Source organism: Niallia sp. NCCP-28, from assembly GCF_023168165.1.
Taxonomy (GTDB): Bacteria; Bacillota; Bacilli; order Bacillales; family Cytobacillaceae; genus Niallia.
Genome location: NZ_BQYJ01000011.1, coordinates 58,581 through 77,656, shown reverse-complemented (window position 1 = coordinate 77,656; position 19,076 = coordinate 58,581). Strand labels below are relative to the sequence as shown.

The window sequence follows — 19,076 nt, the reverse complement described above, 5'->3', positions numbered from 1 at the left end:
GTTTTTTAAAGAGATTAAAAAGTTCAATATTATATTTGGCCCACTATCGTTTTAATTTAACAGTTTTAGGTTCTGATTCGATAATATCGTTATCACCCCTCTTTTTTAATCCAACTGTCCCTTCGTTACCTTTCCTTTACACTTTCTAATTGATTAGACGATGTTAAACAAACAGTAAAAAACTATATTCTCCTTTTGGAGATTCTGCATACATACTATTGGGTATTAAATAAATACTATGATTATCTGCATGAAAGAAAGGAAGTGTAATTTTTGGTATCTCGCAATAAAATCATAACTATTCTTTCTCTAATAATAGTGGTTTCACCAATTACATCCTATGCACATGTTAAATGGTTTACAAATTCATCTCCGGAAAAGGTACCAATTGAACAAATATTATCTGGTGGATTTTTAGGAATCTCCCTTGCAATTGCTATTCTCCTAGCTATTTTGTCTCAATTAATTCCGAAATTGACGAGTATACCGATTGTATCAAAAATAGATAATAAACTTGATGGCTACCGTAAATATTCTCGATATATACTAAAATATGGTACCGCATTAGCTTTTGTATTACAGGTTTTGAATAGCACGATGTTTGCTCCTGAGTTTCCCATAAATCATAATTGGCAAACTATGCTGATGTGGGCAATAATTATATTTCTTATTATTCCACATCATATTTCAACTAAGATTGCAGCTATTTTAATGCTTTTTCTTTTCTGTTATATATGGAATAATGCTGGATGGTTTCATATGTTGGATTACGGTTTTTATTTAGCTATTATAGGTGTCTTTTTTGTAGGAAAAACCCCATTAGAAACAAAAGGATTTCCTTTTCTATACTTGGGAACAGGATTAAGTTTATGTTGGGTAGCTGTGGAAAAATGGGTTTATCCTATAATGACGGTTGATATTATTCATGATCATCGGGTTCCAACCTTTGGTTTTGATCCTGAACTGTTTGTAGTCCTTTCTGCTTTCATTGAATTTGTTGTAGGATATCTATTAGTAGTGGGAATATTAAACAGGTTGTTAGCAGTAGTCGTTACCATTTTATTTATTTTAACTACAACTATTTTTGGTTATACAGAAGTAGTTGGGCATGGGATAATACATATTGTCCTCATTATTTTTATCATTGAAGGTGTTTCTTTTTATGATCCGCCAATAACTATCCATAAAACTAGAATGGACCAAATAATCTTTGTTTTCTTAAACTTTCTTTTTGTTTTAAGCACATTTTTACTTATTTATTATCGTTTTGCTTAAAAATTAAATAACGATAAAAAAGCGGAACTTTCATGAGATTCCTCCTCGAAAATTCCGCTTTTCTACCATTATATATAGGAAACAATCAATTCACTTGTTCCCTTAATCGTATACTCTCCTACTATGCTTAGCAAAAGAAAATGATCTCCTTTTTGACAAATCGCTACTTCTTATTTCTACCATGCCTTTTTTAGGAGTTTATTACTTTTCATCTCTCCATATACCAAACTCGTCTCTAAACAAAATGAATCCTTTGTTTAGAAGCAAGTTTGGTATATTGTTGATTTTCTTTTAAAAGTGAATCAAAGCCTCTCTGTTTTTCTCTTTGTTCATTTATTTGTTTTTTCCTAGTTGTTTTATTGCAAGTAACAGCCATTTTCGCTGCTAGTTGAAAAAGATATTTTTCAAAACCTTTTTGCTCCATTTCAAAAAAATGGTTATAAGCAGTAACAAATACTTTTTCTACTACCCTGCTCGCCAATTCTTCCTCACGAACAATACAAAAAACAAGATGGAAAAGCTTTTGTGCATGAACAGCTATAAGATTCTCATATTCTTTTGTTCTGGCTAACATCCACATCCACCTTTCCAATTCCTTCTTATTTGTTTAATTCGTCTTTGATAAGATTCGGCACATTTTTTTCAGATAAATAAGCAATCCTATTTGTTCCATCTTTATAAACTACCAGCAAAGAATATGGTTCAAAATTGTTGCTTGCATGATCTAATAATTGTTTTTTGCTGTCCTTCTCTTTTACAGTTGCTTTTTGCTTGGCTGTAAAGATTTTTTCTCTAATTTTTTCTTCCTCATAACTATACATATTTTCTGTAATGCCAGTATCCTTTGTTTTTACAATCTGGATTTCCTTTACTTCATCAGAAATAGTAAATGATTTTTCAAGCATACCTTTTTTATCCAGCCAATTAATTGTTTCTGTATAGGTTGGATTAATGGTCATATTATAATATCTATTGTTTTTATCCTTTAATGTAAATTCTATATTGACATTATTCCAATAATCTCGTTTCATATCTTCATATGATTCTTTTAAAATATCTCGTTTTAAAACAGTCATCAATTCAATAATTTCATCCTTTTGTAATAAACGGATGCCTTCACCAATCATAATATTGCTTATATCATCACTTCTCCATGAAAAAATGGAATAATTCAGTGTTTTAAATTCTTCTGTTTCATAGATTGGCTTGATGAAATCTTTGTGTTTATTGCTGTTGAAAGCATAATCTCTGTATATATTTTTTCCATTTTTCAGCTTATACTGCAGTCTTACGCTCGTATTTTTATCACTGTCTTTTGTATCTTTTTCCATTATCAATTTTTTATGAAGAGCGACTACATCCTGAATATTTTCTTTAGAGCTCATCATTTTTATGATGTTATTGGTTTCATCCCTATCACTTGTCATAAATGTGTATTGGTCATCAGTAAAGGAAACACTTGCAACAGCATCTGCATCAGGCACTTTCTTTTCATACATTTTCACAAAAGGAATCGAGATGCCAATTACTAGAATAACTACGGCAGCAAAGTAGCCAAACTGTTTTAAACGATAAAATACTCGCCATGTTTTTTCTAATATCATTTCTGCCAATAAATACCCAACTAACCCTCCGAAGAAGTTGCCAATAACCATTGCTGGTTTTCCTGCATCGACAATTTCTCCATAAAGGCTGCCGATTAAAACAAAAGAAAGAGCAAATACATATTTGAAAAGGCCTTTTAATTGTGGAAAAACAATCGCTTGAGAAATATATTCGACTTTTCTTTTTTTGTATAAAAATAAACCAAGGAAATAAAAAACAATCGCTAACAGGAAATAAGCAAGATAATGATAAACTTTTGTATCATCATTCCATATAATCACTGGCACTAAAAGGGGCGAAAGGAAAAATAGTTTATCTTCATCTAAATAATGATTAATTGGAAATCCATGTACCCACATTTGGATGTTAAAACATAATAGGGCAAAAAAACCAACTGGCAATACTAAAATTAAACAAGTCAGCACCCCTTGAAAAACAGATAAACCAGTCAGCATTCCAATACATACACATGCTGTAAATAGCAAGATGCTAAAGATAGAAAAAATAAGAAACCACTTATAAATATCAGAAACAGGGAAAAAATACTCCAAATTTGCAACAGAATAAATAAGCCGCAAAATGATTCCATTTACTAATATAGGCAAAATTAATAAAATGATTCCACTGATGCTGTAATAATGAAAAAGATAGTTTCGTTTTATAGGCATACTATGGATTAAGTCGCTATATGATTTTGACTGCAAAAAGCGAAATAGAAAAATTGCCAATAGCAGGGGCAAAAGGATCATCACTATTATTTGTATAAAGACATTTACATCAAATACCTTTTCAAACATTGGATAATAATCAGGGCTGTTCTTCCAAGCCTCGTCTTTTTCTATCAGCAGCAAATATAATGGCACGGAAAAAAAGAGAGCAAAAAATGATAGCATGCTGACCCATCCGACATTGCGCAAAATAAGAACGGCTAATTGCTTATGATAAAAGGATGTTTTGGATGGCATAATTCATATCCCCCATTTCATAAATAAATATTTCTTCTAATGTTAGCGGCAGCATATCTAACAGCACTGGTTTAAATGCTTCGATATCTGTTAAAAGCTTTTGTTTTTCTCCTCTTACAATCAGCATATATACGCTGCCCCTTTGTTCCATATAAAGAGGCTTTATACTTTCTTTCCATTTTTCCTTTGTTTCTTTCGGAAATGCGACTTGAATTTTATGAATATCGGATTTTAAATCATCGATATCTTTTTCGATTATGCATGTTCCTTTATGGATAATACCGATATGGTCGCATAAATCTTCTACTTCTCTTAAATTATGGGAAGAAATGATTACCGTCATTTCCCGTTCTGCCACTTCTTGAACAAGCAAGTTTTTCACCTTTGTGCGAATAACTGGATCCAGTCCATCAAATGGTTCATCGAGAATAAATACACTAGGATTGGTTGACAAGGCCAGCCAAAAAGCTGCTTGACGCTGCAAACCTTTTGAATATGTGTGAATTTTTTTATTCACATCCAATTCAAACACTTCTCCAAGCTTTAAAAAACGTTCTTCACTCCAATTCGGATAAATGGATTGAAAAAAGTTGGCCATTTGTTTTGTTGTATATTGAGGGAAAAACGTTGGATAGTCAGGCATAAAAAACACGGACTGTTTGATGCCATTGTTTTCATATACATTCTCTCCTTCTATTGTAACCGTGCCGCTATCTTGTTTCAGAATGCCTGCCAATGTTTTTAGCATGGTGGTTTTGCCGGCGCCATTTGAACCAAGAAGTCCATAGATGGATCCTTTATTTACCGTTAGCGTTAAATCGCTTAATATTTGTTCTTTTTCAATTTTTTTATTTACATGCGTTAATTTGATCATTTCAACTAGTTCCCCCTTTCTGTTCTTTCAGCTTTTCAACAAGCTCAATAATATCTTCCGGCTTTATCCCTAAAAAAAGTGCTTCTGATATTAGTTTCTCTAATTTCCGCCATGCTTCTTTTAGTTTGTTTTCATCCTGCATAAGATTAGAAGCATTAACAAAACTGCCTTTTCCTTTAATCGAATAAATATATCCTTTTGTCTCCAATTCCCGATATGCTTTTTGAATAGTATTTGGATTAATCGTTAATTGAGCAGCTAATGTCCGGACAGATGGAAGCTGCTCATCTGGAACCATAACACCTGATACAATCAACTCTATTAATTTATCCACTAATTGCTCATATATAGGGGTTCGGCTTCGCAAATCAAGCTCAAACATAATAAACCCTCCAATCTGTATTAAGTGTACTATAACCCGTAATACAGTTTTATTATAAAGGATGTCTTTTACAATGAAAAGATAAATTTAGAAAAATTTACAATTTTTTTTGCTTGCCATAAAAATAAAGTGAAACTTTAATCAGGTTTTTTGGGCCCACCTAGATCTGTCCTCTTCTCTTACTGGGGGCCAAAAGCCCGTTAACGCATGATAAAATTCCAATTAGAAAACAAGAAAATATTTACACTTTTTGAAAATTCATGTTTTAATAGATATGTAACAAATAAACTTTACGGAGGAAAATCATGAAAAAGAGAAAAATAACTTCTTTATTTGCTATTTTGCTAGCATTTGCATTTGTATTCAACAGTGCAACAGCCGGCACTGCTTTTGCGGCAGATACGGCAGATAAAGCAGAAAACTTAACAGCTGGACAAACAAAAACAGCAAGCTTTAACTCAGATGAATATGTAAAATGGTTTAAAATCACACCAACACAAGATACAATCAAAAAATTTACTCATCTTGAATTCATATTAAAATCTAAACAAGAAATGAATGTATCCATCTATTCCAGCTTGGAAAATGCAAAACTTGGCAATCTATTTGATCAATACACAGGCTATAGCTATGATCAGGCTCCTGCTGTTATTGACTTCCCCTTAGCTTGGAATGGTACATATTATGTAAAAGTAGAGTATTATTCAGATGAAGATATAATAATAGAAGAAGGCGAAGTAAACGAAATAATCCAAACTACTGCAGAAGAAAAAGCAGACAGTTCTTTTACTCTTCAAGCAAAAGGAGCAACTTTAGCTCCATCAACAGAAATTTCAGAAGAGTGTCCTGTTGAATTAAGCACAAAAGATAAAAAAGATGGACAATCGATTCTAAGCGATTTGCGCACCATTCGCGATTCGATTTTATCCCAAACAGCAAACGGGAAAGAACTGTCTTCTTTATATTACAAAGTTGCCCCATTTTTAAGTGCCAAAATGGTGTTTGACAAAGAACTGCGCTCCAATACATTGGCAGACTTACGCCAATTAAAACCGATTTTTGCAGAACTATTAAATAACGGAACAACTTCAACATATACATTTACTAATAAAGATGTAAAAGCAATTAATCGTTTATATGAATCAGCATTAGCTGCTTCACCAAAAACACTGAAAGAACAAATTCAAAAAATTGAAAAAAAAATCAATATCGGCAATTTAGAGGATAAAACCCTTGCTTCTGTTTTTTCAAAATTAGGGGCATCAACAAAAGCAATTACAAATAAAAATGCAGCAGGAAAATATATTGTAAAGTTAAAAGAAGGCAAAAGCTTATCAAGCTTTAAAACAAGTGCAAAATCTTTAAAAAGCGATACCATTCAAGAATTAGATCAAACAGATAAAATCACAGATCAATTGATTGTAATGGATTTAGGCAAAGAGATTAAAACAAAAAGCTTTTCTGTCAAAGAAAAAACAAGCTTAGTAAACTCTATCAAAAACAATCCAGCGGTTGAATTTGTGGAACCAGTAAAAACCTATAAAGCATTAAGCACAACACAGGACGTTTCCAACAGCTATCAGTGGTCACTTAAAAACAGTGGACAAACAAATGGCAATAAGGACGCTGATATTCAATACGAAAACTTATATAAACTGCAAAAAGCTATTAAACCAAAAGAAACATTGATTGCAGTAGTAGATACTGGTGTTGACAGTACACTTGCTGATTTAAAAAACACGGTAAAAATACAAAACGGCTATAATTATATTTCCAATACACAGGATGCAACAGATGATAATGGACATGGGACACATGTGAGCGGCATTATTGCAGCAAGCGTTGATAATAATTATTCCATTGCAGGCATTAATACAAGCGCTAAAATTCTTCCAGTAAAAGTATTGGATGCAAGCGGTGCTGGAGATAATGAACAAATTGCCAAAGGAATTAAATTTGCGGTAGACAAAGGGGCTAAAGTCATCAATTTAAGCCTTGGCGGCGACTATAGCAGAGTGTTGGAATACATGCTTCAATATGCAAATAAACGTAATGTAACCGTAATTGCAGCAAGTGGAAATGAATCATCTTCCATGCTGTCATACCCTGCTTCAAGCCAATATGTAACAAGTGTGGGAGCAACAAATGACTTGGATCTTGTTTCTGACTACTCCAACTATGGAGAAAGCCTTGATTTAGTTGCACCTGGCACAAATATTCCAAGCTTAGTACCAAATGGAAATATTACGTATTATAGCGGAACATCTATGGCAGCACCGCATGTAGCTGCTGTAGCAGGACTTATGTTGTCCATCAATCCAAACTTAAAGCCTAAAGATGTGGAAAATGCGTTAATCAGCACAACAAAAAATGTAGCATTCACAGAAACAGATGGATATGTAGAAGAAGAAAGCAGCTACCTTGATTTATTAGATTACGAAGATGGGGAAACAGGAACGTTGGCGCCAGGCTATGACCTAGTGTCTGCTTGGGGAAGACTAAATGCTTTTAGTGCAGTCAGCTCTGTTAAACTTAATGCAAAAGTAAATACCGTATACAACAGCTCAAAAACAATCAGAGGAACTGCTGAAAAAGGAACAGCTGTAAGTGTAAAAATCGGAAAAACGACTAAAAAAGCTGCTGCTGACAGCAAAGGTAATTTTAAAATCGAAATTCCTGTGCAAAAAACAGACAGTCTTTTATATCTTACATTTGAAAAAACAATCAATGGCATAAAAACTAATACTACCATTCGCACTGCTGTTCAAAAAGATACAAAAGCACCTAATGCACCGAAAATAAATCCAGTAGCAGACAAAGACACTAAAATTACTGGAACAACAGAAGAATATGCGACAATTACAGTAAAAACAAATGGCAAAACATTAAAAACTGGTACAGCAAATGCAAATGGCGTTTTCAGCATTGCGATATCAAAACAAAAAGCTGGCACCAAATTAACAATTACTGCAGCAGATGGCGCTAAAAATACAAGTAAAGCAACTTCTGTAACAGTAATAGATAAAACAGCACCTGGCGCCCCAAGTGTAACTGGCACCATTAGCGACATTAGCGACAAAATAACTGGAAAAGCAGAAGCAAATTCCACCATTACGATTAAAAATGGGAAAACAAAAGTTGCTGCTGGCAAAACAAACAGCAAAGGTTCCTATTCTCTGACTATCAAAAAGCAAAAAGCTGGCACCAAACTTTCTATTACTGCAACAGATAAAGCAGGAAACATAAGCAAGATAAAAACCATCACTATTGCAGACAAAACTGCGCCGAATGCTCCAAAAGTAAATGCTGTTACAACTAATTCCACAACAGTAACAGGCAAGGCAGAAGCAAATGCAGTTATCAGCATTAAAGTAAAAAATAAAGAGCTTGCTAAAGGCACAGCAGACAGCAAAGGATCCTATTCCATTAAAATAACAAAACAAAAAGCTGAAACTGTTTTATCTGTTACAGCAAAAGATAAAGCAGGGAACATAAGCAAAGCAACAAAAAAAACAGTGGCAAAAGCAAAATAACAAAAAGGGGCTATCTAATAAGTCCTAAAATAAAAACAGGGGAAGAAAAACAAATTGTTTTTCTTCCCCTGTTTTTTGGTCTCTATTCATTTTTTATTTTACAAGAAAAGACGTTTTTTTGTATTTGATTTAAAAAAAGTTATGCAATGCTTAAGCTTAGGGTGGATTTCAGCACTTTGTTGATTGGAATGGAAGGCGCGAGTCTCCTGCGGGAAAAGCGAGTCAAAGGGAGACCCCGCAGAAGCGCGCCAAGAAGGCTCCCGGACCGAACCGCCTGGAGCGGCAACAACAGACAAGTTTAACAGCCCCTTTTTTATTATCCAACTCTTTTCTCTGCTAGTTTTCCAACATTTCTTTTTACTTTTTTGCCATACATAAAATAATAAACAGCCAGTCCAAGGAGGACATAGATGCTTGTGTAAAAATACAAAGAACTAAAACCAATTTTATCCCCAATAAAACCAACAAGAAAAGATCCTATTCCAATTCCAGAATCAAATAAAGATAAAAAGGTTGCTGTTGCAAGCCCTCTCCTTTGGGGTTCTGCCGATTGAATGGCGATTGTTTGAAAACTAGGAAATAATGTTCCATATCCTATTCCGATCAGACCTGCAGACACTAAAAAGAGGCCAGCTGTATGCATGCCACTTAAAATAAACATGCCAACCGCAAATAATACAATACAAGGATAAATAATGACATTTGCTCCGTAACGGTCAAACCAGCGACCAGTAAAAGGCCTTGCCATCAGCATCAATACAGCATATACTACGAAAAAATATCCTGATACAGATGCTAATCCTTTTGAATTGGCATAAACAGATACGAAGGATAAAATAGAAGAATAAGCGATGCCAAACAAGGCGGCAACAAAACTGATTGATAAAGCAGATGGTTCAAATATATTGCTCCATTTAAATGTATGCTTTTGTTTTGCATGTGCATGCACTTGTCTATTTTCCTGTTTCGGCAATTTGATTGCCAATCCTGTCCCCAATGACAGCAGTGCACAAATGCTTGCAATGATAAATAATAGCTGCACGCCCCATGAATTGATTGCCATTAATCCTAAAAAAGGACCGATAACCATAGCCAAGTTCATGGACATAGAATAATAGCCCATGCCCTCTCCTCTTCTTGAATTAGGAATCAAATCAGCAACAATGGTTCCTGTAGCAGTTGTTGCAATTCCAAAACCAATGCCATGAAATGCGCGGACTAGCAATAATCCGCCAACAGATTGTGGAAGAAAATATAATAATGTTCCCATTAAAAATAGCACCAGCGCTACGATAAATATTGGTTTCTTCCCTATCTTTTGCATAAAATTACCTGCAAATGGACGAATGACAATCGCCGAAATCAAAAAAATTGTTACAATCAATCCTGCACTAGCCTGATGGCCATGCAAATGATTAATTGCATAAATCGGCAATGATACCAATAAATAATAAAAAGTTAAAAAAAGAAAAAAATTGCTTATCCAAATACTAATAAACCCTTTGGTCCATAATGCTTCCTTACTCATTGCTTTTCCCCCTTGCTGCAATCTGTCCCGTCCATTCTGCCAGCAGCGTTGTCAGCTGATTTTGAGATTCTTTTGGGAATGTCTCTACAAGCCGTTTGTTCATGGCAAGAACAGCTTCTTCCCAAACCGGATACATCTCGAAAGCCTTTTTTGTTAATTCAATTTTTTTTGTGCGTTTATCAGACCCTTGGATTTGATTCACATATCCACCAGATACAAGCTTTTGTATGGTCCTTGTCATCGGCGGTTTTTCGACTGATAAATAATCAGATAGTTCTGTTTGTGTCAGTGAACCTTTTTGCTTTAATACATAAATAACCGACCACTGGGAACTGTAGAGCCCAAAAGGCTGAAGTGCCACATTTAATTCTTTTGTTAATTCTCGAGCCAATTGATGAATGCCATGAAATAAAATATGAAGGTCCCGCAAAGATTCCCCTCCTTTTTTCTATTTTTCATTAAAGTTTTTTGTTATTAAGTTTTCCCTTTTTTGTGGAATAACCGAAGTAGCGAAAACATTTTTAGCAGAATGTATGAACGAAGCGTTAGCGGAGACTAGTTCCTTTTCAACACCCAAAATTAGTTACCTAAGTAACTATATCATATAAAATTGCTTTTAAACAAGAAGAATTTACAAATTTAAATTTCCACTTCCTATATAGCATATATATAATAAACGAATGGAGATTAGCATGAAAATTTTTGCATGTACGCTTAGAAAATATAGGTTCCCACCCATTTTATTCTTTGCTTTGTATCTTGTTGTTTTATTTTTTCTGGCTGCAGGCAATCTGTTTATGGCATGCGAGGATATAATGATCTTCTGTTATTTCCCCTTATGAAGAAAGCAGCCTCGCTGAATTCTTTTGGATTATTTTTTATTGTGAGCAACTTATTTGGAAATATATTTGCCTTTTTGCCATTGGCTTAGGTGATAATAATGATAAGGTGCTGAATGCACTTGACAGCGCTTTGGGATATTTTCTTTTTCATTTGGCTGTGCCTTTTTCAATAAAAAAACAATAACTGCCGTTTTACCAATAAAGTGAAACTTCAATCAGCGAGGTTTTCCACGTCCCCCACTGATTGTCAGTTGAACCAACCGGGTCTTTACAGGCTAGTTCTACCACCTAGATTTTTTTATTCTTCTCATCATCTTGAGGTGGGGGTTTTGCTGCCCGTTAATGCCCGATAAATAAAGGCAGTCTGGATTATTCATCTATTAGCTGCAAAGTATCTCCAACATTAATTTGTCCTGTGTGAAGAACCGCTGCATATAGACCAAAATGATTGCTATTTTCTTTGACGATTTTTTTTAAGATGGATGGTTTTTTTTCTCCTGTTTCTGGATCAACAGTAATAATCATGCATCGTTCACAAAATTTATTTATTTGAATGATTACTTCTGCCCCAATTTTAATTTTTTTCCCAATCAACTCTTCTTCTGTTATATCTAGGGCGCCCATTTGGTACACAATATTGCCTCGAAATCTTCGTTCATCCACCTTTTCGCCAACGCTTTTTTCTAGCTGCTCAAGCGACTGTTCACTAATTAAAAGAAGATGATCTTCTTCAATAGCAGGGAATGGAACAAAATCAGGAGCATATTGAATGGCCGTCAGTTTTCTATTTGTATTTGCTTCTAATTCATCTAAAAGGCTTCGATCCTGCCAATCATATACTTTGCCATCTTTTGTGATGATTTCAACTGACGGCATTTTTTTCAGACTTTCCTTTTCTGTAAACCTTGCTTTATATGTAGCCATATATGGATATTGTGTAATCGTTAAATGTTTTTGATGGTTGGTCAAATCAATAAATGCATGACTTCGATCCCCATAAAGTCCATACTTCAAAACATTTGTGGAAACTACACTTTCTCCTGTAAACGATTTGACTGGATGTCTAACCAGTTTTGTAATTGTTCCAATTTTCATGATTTATTCACCTCTATATGTTAATACAACAAAAAAGGAAAAAATCCTTCTATAGAAAAGACTGTCCCGTTTACCTTTCCATTATGGAATCATAAACGGGACAGTCTAAATATTTATGGTCTTCCTTCTGTCATATTAACAGCCAATAGCCGTTCTGTTCTTGTATCAAAGGTTAAATTGACAAATACACCAATTTCTTTATTTTGATTTTTTACAATCAGTTTAAATTTTTCAACAGATTTTCCATTTTTATTTTCTTTTCCTACATGCAAATAGTCGGTAATTTCACTATCTGGGTATTTTTCTTGCGTTTTGGTCATCGCAATTCTTCCCCATTTTACATAGGAAGGCAATCCTTCATTTTGGGCATTTGCTGGGATTGCTTGAAACAGCAAAGTAAAAGCAAACAACAGAATAGTTAGGTTAGATATCGTTTTTTTCATCATTTATCACACCCTTCTCTTTTAGTAATAGTATGAACATGTAAAATCAGAATATGTAAACAATACAGTTTCATTTGTTAACTAAAAATAAAATTAAGTTGACATAAAACTTTTTCCCATTTATAGTTTATTTATACATAATATTTTATATAGGAGTGAAACAAGTGAAACAAACAAAAAAATGGAAAACGATTGAAATCACTATGATTGCTTTATTTGTTGCGTTTACCGCAATCGGGGCCAATATCGGCAACTTTTTTATCATTGGCGGTGTGCCTTTAACATTGCAGACTTTTTTTGCTATTTTGGCAGGGCTTGTGTTAGGCAAAAGACTTGGCAGTATGGCGATGATTGCCTATATGTTTGTTGGTTTAGTCGGTTTACCTATTTTTTCGCAATTTGGCGGCGGATTCCGGGTTATTTTTTCTCCAACATTTGGATTTATTTTATCTTATATTATAGTCAGTTATGTAGTTGGATTTATGATAGAGAAAAAAGCAACCTTGCCAATGTTTATTTTTAGCTCCATTGTTGGTCTGATCTTAAATTATGTTATTGGCACCAACTGGATGTATTTTGCCTATAAATTTTGGGCGGCTGCACCAGAAGGATTTACTTATGGATTAGCTTGGTCATGGATGTTGGTATTCCTTGTAAAAGACGTGATCGTCAGTATTTTTGCTGGAGTTGTCGGCCATCGTTTGAACAAAACAGTAATGGCAAAAAGCAGTTTAAAAATCAACTAATAACAAAGGCTGTTTTCGTATAGGTGGTTGCTTTTTAAACACAGCCTGTATACGCTCGCATTCCCACAGGATTCTACGTATATACAAACTGCTATGTCTTTCTCCTCCTATTTTGTATGGCAAAAATCTAACAAACTCGGTAAAAACAACTATAAAAAAGAGTAGTAATCCCTTCATCTGGATTCTACTCTTTTTATTTTTGAATCAAACAGACAAAAAACGACCTTAAAAGAAGATGACTGTCTATTTTTGCGCTTTCCTGAGAAATAGTTCTTGTTATCTCACTTGGAAGCTAAAAGGAATCTCATGGCTATCAAAATCCTTTGTTAATACATGAACTGTTGCTTCCCATTTTCCAGGCTGATTCAACTTTAAATTTTCGCCACTGTATTTTCCATCTGCTGTTTTTTTTAATGTAAAGTCCGTTTTTTGACCTTCATGAGACAAACTAATGGATAACTGTTCTACATCTTCCATTGGTTTGCGATCATTTGTAAACAAATTAATGTCAAATTCATTTTGCACACCCGTTTTTTTCGGAGAAATGGACAAGCTTATATTTTCATTATATCCTAATTCTGCTTCTTCATAAAAAGGCTTATCTATTGGCAATGTTGGTGTCTGCAATTGCGTAAATACTGCCGTTGTAAGCAGAATAAGAATGCCTAAAAACATTTCCGCTTTAATAGAGGTTTTATAGATTTTTTTACGTGATAATAATAATCTGCTGAATAAATGATAGGCCCCAAAACCAATCATCACAAAAAACAAACCTACCTTAACAAGGAGCACCACTCCATATGCTGTACTGACTAATGAATGAAAATCAGGTATTAACAACGATGCATTTATTGCACCGGAAACAGCAAGAATTGCGACACTAAACAGCGCCCAATGAGAATAGTTCTGCAATGTATGCCAATACTGATGATGCTCTTTGCTTTTTTTGTCAATTATTCCTTCTTTTAACAAAAAGACAATAACAATTATTCCTCCAAGCCAAATGGATGCCCCTGTTAAATGAAAAAAGTCAAAAATAATCGCAGGTTCATCATACGGAGAACTAGATGGATGTCCAATAAAAGCTTTAGCAAGGATAATACCTACAATAGAAATCCCTAGAATTATCCATGATTTTTTCATCTGATAGCTTTTGTTTTGCTTCATATAAAAATGAACCGCCCATAATACCAACAATAAAAGCATTTGTATGATCCATACAGTACCTTCTTTTGTGCTTTTTATGGTTTCCAATAGATAGCCAGGACGTAGGCTTGCTAAAAAGTTCATTCCAGTATTTGTTTGTGTTTGCACCATTAAAAAACTAATAATTCCTATTGTCAGAAAACTAAGTGCTGCATAAATAAGTTTTTTTGTACGAGAAACTAGTGCTGATGCAAGTTCGTCTGTCCGAAACCAAACCATATAAAACAAACAAAGACCCATATACAAACAAAGACCTGTATACAAAAATGCTTTATTCATTCCTACCACAATCATTGTGCTTTTATCAACCGTATATTGCTGCTTGGGTAATGTCACCCCTTTTGGAAGCTCTCCAATGCTAAATGGAATCATTCCAGATACAGAATGGCCATCTGCAGAAAGAATTCGCCATTCTACCGTATAAACATCATTTTTTAATCCATTTTTTAGTGTAACAGAGATGGATTTTTGGGTTTGTTTATCAATTGCGACATCTTTTTTGTCGACACGCTCTCCCGCTGAATTAAGAACATTCAACACTGTAAAACCACTTTGAATTTTTTCATTAAACTCTATTTTCACTTCTTTTGGCGCTTTATCTAAACTCTCATTTTCCACAGGAGTTGAGTTTGTTATATAAGCATGTGCAGATGCATTTGATTGCAATAAAAAGAAACTGATAAACAAAAAAAGCAGACTTGCTATATGTTTTTTATTCATTGCTTTCGCTACCTTCCCTTATGTATTTCTATGTATAAGCACTCTCTACTAGTAAGAGATAAGACACAACTAACATTATAAAGGAAGAAAACATATCCGTATAGGAATACACTAATTATACTGCTCTATCCTTGTCTAAAAAGAGAGTATTTTGCCACTATCTGCGCTTTCCCGAGAAATATTTTTTATTATTTTTCTTTCTGTAAGTATATTGCTTTCTATTCCAGGTAAAAATAAAAACAAATGTGCAAGGAGGTAGGAAAATGGAAGTAAATATGACTGCCAAGGAAGTTATGACAGCTATTTCCCAATTACAGACTCAGGGAGAAAATTTATCAAAAAAAAAGGTTAAGCAAAACCATCCTGATTTAATGAGACATGCTCTACATTACTTTCCTGATTGGAATAGCGCAGTAGATAAAAGCAACTTAGCTTAAAAATTCCGTTTTTTATATCTACAGCTTTTTTAATCTGCTTCCAAGACCTTCTTTTCATTAGAATGTACATAAAAATATCTACAGCATGAAAACAAAATAGGTGCCCATAGAAGAGTTGTTCTCTATGGGTTTTCCTAATTGTCCGAAAAATATTGAATATCTTCTTTATAGCAGTTAATAATTAAAAAAGATTCTAGGAACGAGGTACATTTATGAACGATTTTTTTATTCTTTTGCGCAATGGAAATAAATCTGCCCTTTTAGCTGCTACGATTAATACATTGATTGCAATTATTAAAGGAGCCGCCTATATGATTACAGGCAATGTTGCCATGTTTGCAGAAACCATGCATTCTCTAGGGGATGCCGCCAACCAGTTTTTTGTGTTCATCGGTTCCGCTTTAAGCAAAAAACAGCCTACTAAACGTTTTCCCGGAGGATTTGGCCGAGTCGTTAACTTAGTATTATTAGGAGCAGTCTTAATTGTTGGGATTATGTCCTATGAAACAATCAAAGAAGGCTTTACTCATATTTTTCACCCAACAGAGTCAAACGGATTTTTATTAAATATTTCTGTTTTAGGGACTGCCGTTATTTTAGAATTTTATGTACTGATAAAAGCCATGAAAGAAATTGTCCGCGACCAAGGATTAGATACAAAAGGATGGAAACTTTTCCAGCATAGCTTTCAATATTTAAAAAGAGCAAAACCTGCAACAAAGCTAGTATTTCTTGAGGATATTGTCGCAACAGGGGGCGGTCTGCTTGCGATGATTGCTGTTATTATTGCCCAATACACTCCCTTCTATCAAGCCGAAGGAATTGCTTCGATTATCATCGGCTCCTTTATGTTTATTGTAGTCGGCAGAGTTTTCTTAGATAATGCAGCTGGTGCCATTGGAGAAAGCGACGCAGAAATGGAAGGCCGAATCGGCATGCTTGCAATGGCTGATCCCGATGTTCGCGATATACAAGATTTGTCTGTGTACAAAGAAGGAGAAGATTTTCATGTAGAAATGAGCATTGAAATCGACAGCCAATTAACCGTGGAACAAGCAGATAAAATCCGCCATCGCATAGAAGACCAAATTATGGAAGAAAGTGGCGTCTCTGACGTTATTATTGAATTTGATACAGATGATGGAGTATTAAAGTGGAACAAAACTCCATTGCCAGAAGAAAAATAAAACAAACGTTTAATTAAGAAGAAAAAACAGGAAATGCACCTTTCCTGTTTTTTCTTCTTAATATTTGTCGATTGTTGCCCCAAGAACTGATGCACGAATAATATCCATATGCTGAAATTTTTTTAGTTCTTTTGCTGTGCCAGTTACCACTGCTCCGTTAAATTTTATGTTAGAAGGATTAGAATTTGTATTTTCCTTAATGCCTTTTATTGCTTCCTTTACTTCATTTTTATGAATTTTTTTGTTATAAAGCTGTTTTAATGTTTCGTTAAAATGCTGCACCTGATCTTGAGAATATGGCACTTCAGGATTTACATCAAAACCAAATGCGCCTCCCCCACCTTTTGTTTTTAAATCATCGCTTGGCAATTCTTTTGTCATTCTTTCCATTTGAGCAGAATAGCTGGTATCGACCCATAGCCAATTCACATTTTCATAGCCAATTTTTTTTTGCAGCTCTTTAATAGATAATGGCTTGGTAAAAGAAAGCCCAACTTCGATTAGCTTGTTGTCATCTAGAGTCGCCGCAATATCAATTTCATGTGGCAAATAGTCATAATTTAATTTCGGGTAGTAAAAATCTAGTTTTCGTTGATTATTAAAGTAATTATAGCGGATTACTCTTTTGGCTTCCTTATTAAAAGAAAGCGTTTCACCCATGCCGCTTCCTCTTTCTACTAATTTTGATTTTCCAAAAATGGGAATTGTTTTTACTGTTTTGTCCCATACAATGGTGCGATTGCCAATTGTTTTCATATACATAGAATCTTCTCTTGCACTAAATAAGTTATAATCATAGGAAGAACCTTCAAGATTTATATTTGCACCATGTATCATTTCGAATAAATAATCTTCATTATCTATTTTTTTATTCAGCACATACTGACTTCCATTAATAAGAACATATAGGCTGACAACAGTAGTAATAATCGAAATAAATATGTATTTAACCAGCTGCTTTCTTTTGGACTTTTTGACTGCTGTTTGCAAAGAGGTATGATTGATAAAATCAATCTCTTCCTGCTGTTCTTTTTTATCGCTCATTTTCAGTAGCCTCCTTATAAACTTTTGCTAATTGTTTTTTGGCCCGGAACAAATTGGTTTTTACAGAAGCTAAACTCTTATTTACGATTTGTCCAATTTCATCATAAGATAGCGCTAATTGATATTTTAAAAACAGCATTTCTTGATAATCGGGCTTTAATTTTGCGATGGCCTGCTTTAAATCATTATTTTTTTCCATTTCTAAATAAATAGATTCTGGATTCTCTTTAAAATCTGCCGCAACCTTTTTCAGGTTGACATCAAGATTTATTCTTTTTTGTTTGCGATATTGGTCATAATAAAAATTGAGCGCTACTCGAATTAACCAGCTTCTAATTTTTTTTAGAGGAATAGAATCAAAATGAAGCAAATATTTTATTGCTGCTTCTTGCACTGCATCCTTTGCATCTTCTTTTGGAACTCCCAGTTTGCAAAGATAACGATAAACGATATTCAATTCTTCATTCAGTTCTTTTCCTTTTATTAAGTCATCCATCTTCCCCCTCCTGCCTACTAAACGAATAAAAAAAGAAAAAGTTTACAAAAGTTTTAGCATTTTTCTATTTCAACGTTCTTTTTATTACTGGAAGCTCTTCTTTTTTGAACTTTTTCTATTTTTTTACTCATTCGCTCCCTTCTTTTTATCGATATCCTCTCTTTTTTTTATCAAATTTTTTTATGTTTTTGTTTTTTCCACAATACCCCGCTGACTGCAAAAAACAAAATAGGTAGATATCCAACTAGCTTCCAGTTATTTTCTGCACCGAAAAGATAATAGGCAATTGGAAGAGCTGTTATACAACTAGCAAACATCCATTTCCATGACTGAAAGAATACCCCTGCTATACAGCTAAGCAGTGAAAAGGCGGCAGATAGTTGCAAAAGAAGCACAAAAAATTGAAAAGTTTTCATTATAGCTCCTCCCAAATGTTTTATTCTTTTCTATATCCTATAACCTTATTGCCTTCCATATTTAAATAGACATTTATTTTTTATGGCTCCTTTGCTAAATAACTAATTTTAATTGTGCTGCGATTTTTAATATCTTTTTTCTGGCTTGAATTTACCTGTTTCACAAGAAATTTGCTTCCAGATTTAAAACCATTTATATTGCCCTGTTTTTGATCTGCTATTTTATTCTGCAAAGATGGATCCAATGCGTTATATATTAATGTCTGCATCCTGCTTTCTTCT

General features: G+C 34.0%; 18 protein-coding genes. 5 read left to right on the top strand and 13 right to left on the bottom strand.

The genetic code is table 11. The features are described 5' to 3' along the window. Positions 1–273 precede the first annotated feature (273 nt). On the top strand, positions 274–1,275 hold the full coding sequence (locus NCCP28_RS20675) for a DoxX family membrane protein (protein WP_248563108.1): 1,002 nt from the start codon (positions 274–276) through the stop codon (positions 1,273–1,275). Positions 1,276–1,510: 235 nt separating this feature from the next. On the opposite strand, the gene NCCP28_RS20670 is transcribed toward NCCP28_RS20675, so the two are convergent. The 4 genes from NCCP28_RS20670 to NCCP28_RS20655 are packed head-to-tail and all read right to left on the bottom strand — an operon-like array spanning position 1,511 to position 5,101. Next, complete coding sequence (locus NCCP28_RS20670) at positions 1,511–1,849, bottom strand: hypothetical protein (RefSeq protein WP_248563107.1); 339 nt, start codon at positions 1,847–1,849, stop codon at positions 1,511–1,513. Positions 1,850–1,874: 25 nt separating this feature from the next. Further along, a complete protein-coding gene (locus NCCP28_RS20665) occupies positions 1,875–3,845 on the bottom strand; it encodes a DUF6449 domain-containing protein (RefSeq protein ID WP_248563106.1) in 1,971 nt (656 codons plus the stop codon). Continuing rightward, entirely contained in the window at positions 3,817–4,719 is a 903-nt protein-coding gene (locus NCCP28_RS20660) for an ABC transporter ATP-binding protein (RefSeq protein ID WP_248563105.1), read from the bottom strand. The genes NCCP28_RS20665 and NCCP28_RS20660 overlap by 29 nt, the downstream gene beginning before the upstream one ends. A gap of 1 nt (position 4,720) precedes the next feature. Then, the gene (locus NCCP28_RS20655; RefSeq protein WP_248563104.1) at positions 4,721–5,101 is read right to left on the bottom strand and encodes a GntR family transcriptional regulator; all 381 of its coding nucleotides are present in this window, start codon (positions 5,099–5,101) and stop codon (positions 4,721–4,723) included. 305 nt (positions 5,102–5,406) lie between these two features. Between NCCP28_RS20655 and NCCP28_RS20650 the strand changes: the two genes are divergently transcribed. Continuing rightward, positions 5,407–8,634, top strand: a complete 3,228-nt coding sequence (locus NCCP28_RS20650) for a S8 family peptidase (RefSeq protein WP_248563103.1) — start codon at positions 5,407–5,409, stop codon at positions 8,632–8,634. A gap of 316 nt (positions 8,635–8,950) precedes the next feature. Here the strand turns inward: NCCP28_RS20650 and NCCP28_RS20645 are convergent, their stop codons facing one another. The 4 genes from NCCP28_RS20645 to NCCP28_RS20630 form a co-directional block, all read right to left on the bottom strand. Continuing rightward, positions 8,951–10,162, bottom strand: a complete 1,212-nt coding sequence (locus tag NCCP28_RS20645; RefSeq protein WP_248563102.1) for an MFS transporter — start codon at positions 10,160–10,162, stop codon at positions 8,951–8,953. Next, positions 10,155–10,592: a MarR family winged helix-turn-helix transcriptional regulator gene (locus tag NCCP28_RS20640; RefSeq protein WP_248563101.1), complete on the bottom strand. Its 438-nt coding sequence runs from the start codon at positions 10,590–10,592 to the stop codon at positions 10,155–10,157. The genes NCCP28_RS20645 and NCCP28_RS20640 overlap by 8 nt, the downstream gene beginning before the upstream one ends. A 781-nt stretch (positions 10,593–11,373) precedes the next feature. Then, complete coding sequence (locus NCCP28_RS20635) at positions 11,374–12,099, bottom strand: MOSC domain-containing protein (protein ID WP_248563100.1); 726 nt, start codon at positions 12,097–12,099, stop codon at positions 11,374–11,376. A gap of 113 nt (positions 12,100–12,212) precedes the next feature. Next, positions 12,213–12,545, bottom strand: a complete 333-nt coding sequence (locus tag NCCP28_RS20630; protein ID WP_248563099.1) for a DUF3889 domain-containing protein — start codon at positions 12,543–12,545, stop codon at positions 12,213–12,215. A 161-nt stretch (positions 12,546–12,706) separates the two neighbouring features. On the opposite strand from NCCP28_RS20630, the gene NCCP28_RS20625 reads away from it, so the two are divergent. Then, on the top strand, positions 12,707–13,288 hold the full coding sequence (locus NCCP28_RS20625; RefSeq protein ID WP_375709436.1) for a biotin transporter BioY: 582 nt from the start codon (positions 12,707–12,709) through the stop codon (positions 13,286–13,288). A gap of 276 nt (positions 13,289–13,564) precedes the next feature. On the opposite strand, the gene NCCP28_RS20620 is transcribed toward NCCP28_RS20625, so the two are convergent. Then, positions 13,565–15,214 (bottom strand): copper resistance CopC/CopD family protein, encoded by a 1,650-nt coding sequence (locus tag NCCP28_RS20620; protein WP_248563098.1) that lies wholly within the window; start codon positions 15,212–15,214, stop codon positions 13,565–13,567. A 263-nt stretch (positions 15,215–15,477) separates the two neighbouring features. Here NCCP28_RS20620 and NCCP28_RS20615 point away from each other — a divergent pair, with 263 nt between their 5' ends. Next, on the top strand, positions 15,478–15,651 hold the full coding sequence (locus tag NCCP28_RS20615; protein WP_248563097.1) for a hypothetical protein: 174 nt from the start codon (positions 15,478–15,480) through the stop codon (positions 15,649–15,651). A gap of 212 nt (positions 15,652–15,863) precedes the next feature. Then, positions 15,864–16,838: a cation diffusion facilitator family transporter gene (locus tag NCCP28_RS20610; RefSeq protein WP_248563096.1), complete on the top strand. Its 975-nt coding sequence runs from the start codon at positions 15,864–15,866 to the stop codon at positions 16,836–16,838. Between the two features lie 57 nt (positions 16,839–16,895). On the opposite strand, the gene NCCP28_RS20605 is transcribed toward NCCP28_RS20610, so the two are convergent. The 4 genes from NCCP28_RS20605 to NCCP28_RS20590 all read right to left on the bottom strand — a co-directional run bounded on the left by NCCP28_RS20605 (position 16,896) and on the right by NCCP28_RS20590 (position 19,063). After that, positions 16,896–17,882 (bottom strand): anti sigma factor C-terminal domain-containing protein, encoded by a 987-nt coding sequence (locus NCCP28_RS20605; protein WP_248563095.1) that lies wholly within the window; start codon positions 17,880–17,882, stop codon positions 16,896–16,898. Then, on the bottom strand, positions 17,872–18,378 hold the full coding sequence (locus NCCP28_RS20600; protein ID WP_248563094.1) for an RNA polymerase sigma factor: 507 nt from the start codon (positions 18,376–18,378) through the stop codon (positions 17,872–17,874). Before NCCP28_RS20600 ends, NCCP28_RS20605 begins: the two co-directional genes overlap by 11 nt. A gap of 170 nt (positions 18,379–18,548) precedes the next feature. Next, the gene (locus NCCP28_RS20595; protein ID WP_248563093.1) at positions 18,549–18,794 is read right to left on the bottom strand and encodes a hypothetical protein; all 246 of its coding nucleotides are present in this window, start codon (positions 18,792–18,794) and stop codon (positions 18,549–18,551) included. Positions 18,795–18,874: 80 nt separating this feature from the next. Continuing rightward, positions 18,875–19,063 carry a hypothetical protein gene (locus NCCP28_RS20590; RefSeq protein ID WP_248563092.1) on the bottom strand — a complete coding sequence of 63 codons (189 nt, stop codon included), beginning with the start codon at positions 19,061–19,063 and terminating at the stop codon, positions 18,875–18,877. Between the last annotated feature and the right edge of the window lie 13 nt (positions 19,064–19,076).

What these genes read in the sequence shown, in the direction of transcription:
- NCCP28_RS20670 (WP_248563107.1), bottom strand. Translation starts at nt 1,849, where the DNA reads ATGTTAGCCAGAACAAAAGAATATGAGAATCTTATAGCTGTTCATGCA.
- NCCP28_RS20610 (WP_248563096.1), top strand. Translation starts at nt 15,864, where the DNA reads ATGAACGATTTTTTTATTCTTTTGCGCAATGGAAATAAATCTGCCCTT.
- NCCP28_RS20595 (WP_248563093.1), bottom strand. Translation starts at nt 18,794, where the DNA reads ATGAAAACTTTTCAATTTTTTGTGCTTCTTTTGCAACTATCTGCCGCC.
- NCCP28_RS20660 (WP_248563105.1), bottom strand. Translation starts at nt 4,719, where the DNA reads ATGATCAAATTAACGCATGTAAATAAAAAAATTGAAAAAGAACAAATA.
- NCCP28_RS20650 (WP_248563103.1), top strand. Translation starts at nt 5,407, where the DNA reads ATGAAAAAGAGAAAAATAACTTCTTTATTTGCTATTTTGCTAGCATTT.
- NCCP28_RS20645 (WP_248563102.1), bottom strand. Translation starts at nt 10,162, where the DNA reads ATGAGTAAGGAAGCATTATGGACCAAAGGGTTTATTAGTATTTGGATA.
- NCCP28_RS20590 (WP_248563092.1), bottom strand. Translation starts at nt 19,063, where the DNA reads ATGCAGACATTAATATATAACGCATTGGATCCATCTTTGCAGAATAAA.
- NCCP28_RS20665 (WP_248563106.1), bottom strand. Translation starts at nt 3,845, where the DNA reads ATGCCATCCAAAACATCCTTTTATCATAAGCAATTAGCCGTTCTTATT.
- NCCP28_RS20620 (WP_248563098.1), bottom strand. Translation starts at nt 15,214, where the DNA reads ATGAATAAAAAACATATAGCAAGTCTGCTTTTTTTGTTTATCAGTTTC.
- NCCP28_RS20655 (WP_248563104.1), bottom strand. Translation starts at nt 5,101, where the DNA reads ATGTTTGAGCTTGATTTGCGAAGCCGAACCCCTATATATGAGCAATTA.
- NCCP28_RS20630 (WP_248563099.1), bottom strand. Translation starts at nt 12,545, where the DNA reads ATGATGAAAAAAACGATATCTAACCTAACTATTCTGTTGTTTGCTTTT.
- NCCP28_RS20615 (WP_248563097.1), top strand. Translation starts at nt 15,478, where the DNA reads ATGGAAGTAAATATGACTGCCAAGGAAGTTATGACAGCTATTTCCCAA.
- NCCP28_RS20605 (WP_248563095.1), bottom strand. Translation starts at nt 17,882, where the DNA reads ATGAGCGATAAAAAAGAACAGCAGGAAGAGATTGATTTTATCAATCAT.
- NCCP28_RS20600 (WP_248563094.1), bottom strand. Translation starts at nt 18,378, where the DNA reads ATGGATGACTTAATAAAAGGAAAAGAACTGAATGAAGAATTGAATATC.
- NCCP28_RS20635 (WP_248563100.1), bottom strand. Translation starts at nt 12,099, where the DNA reads ATGAAAATTGGAACAATTACAAAACTGGTTAGACATCCAGTCAAATCG.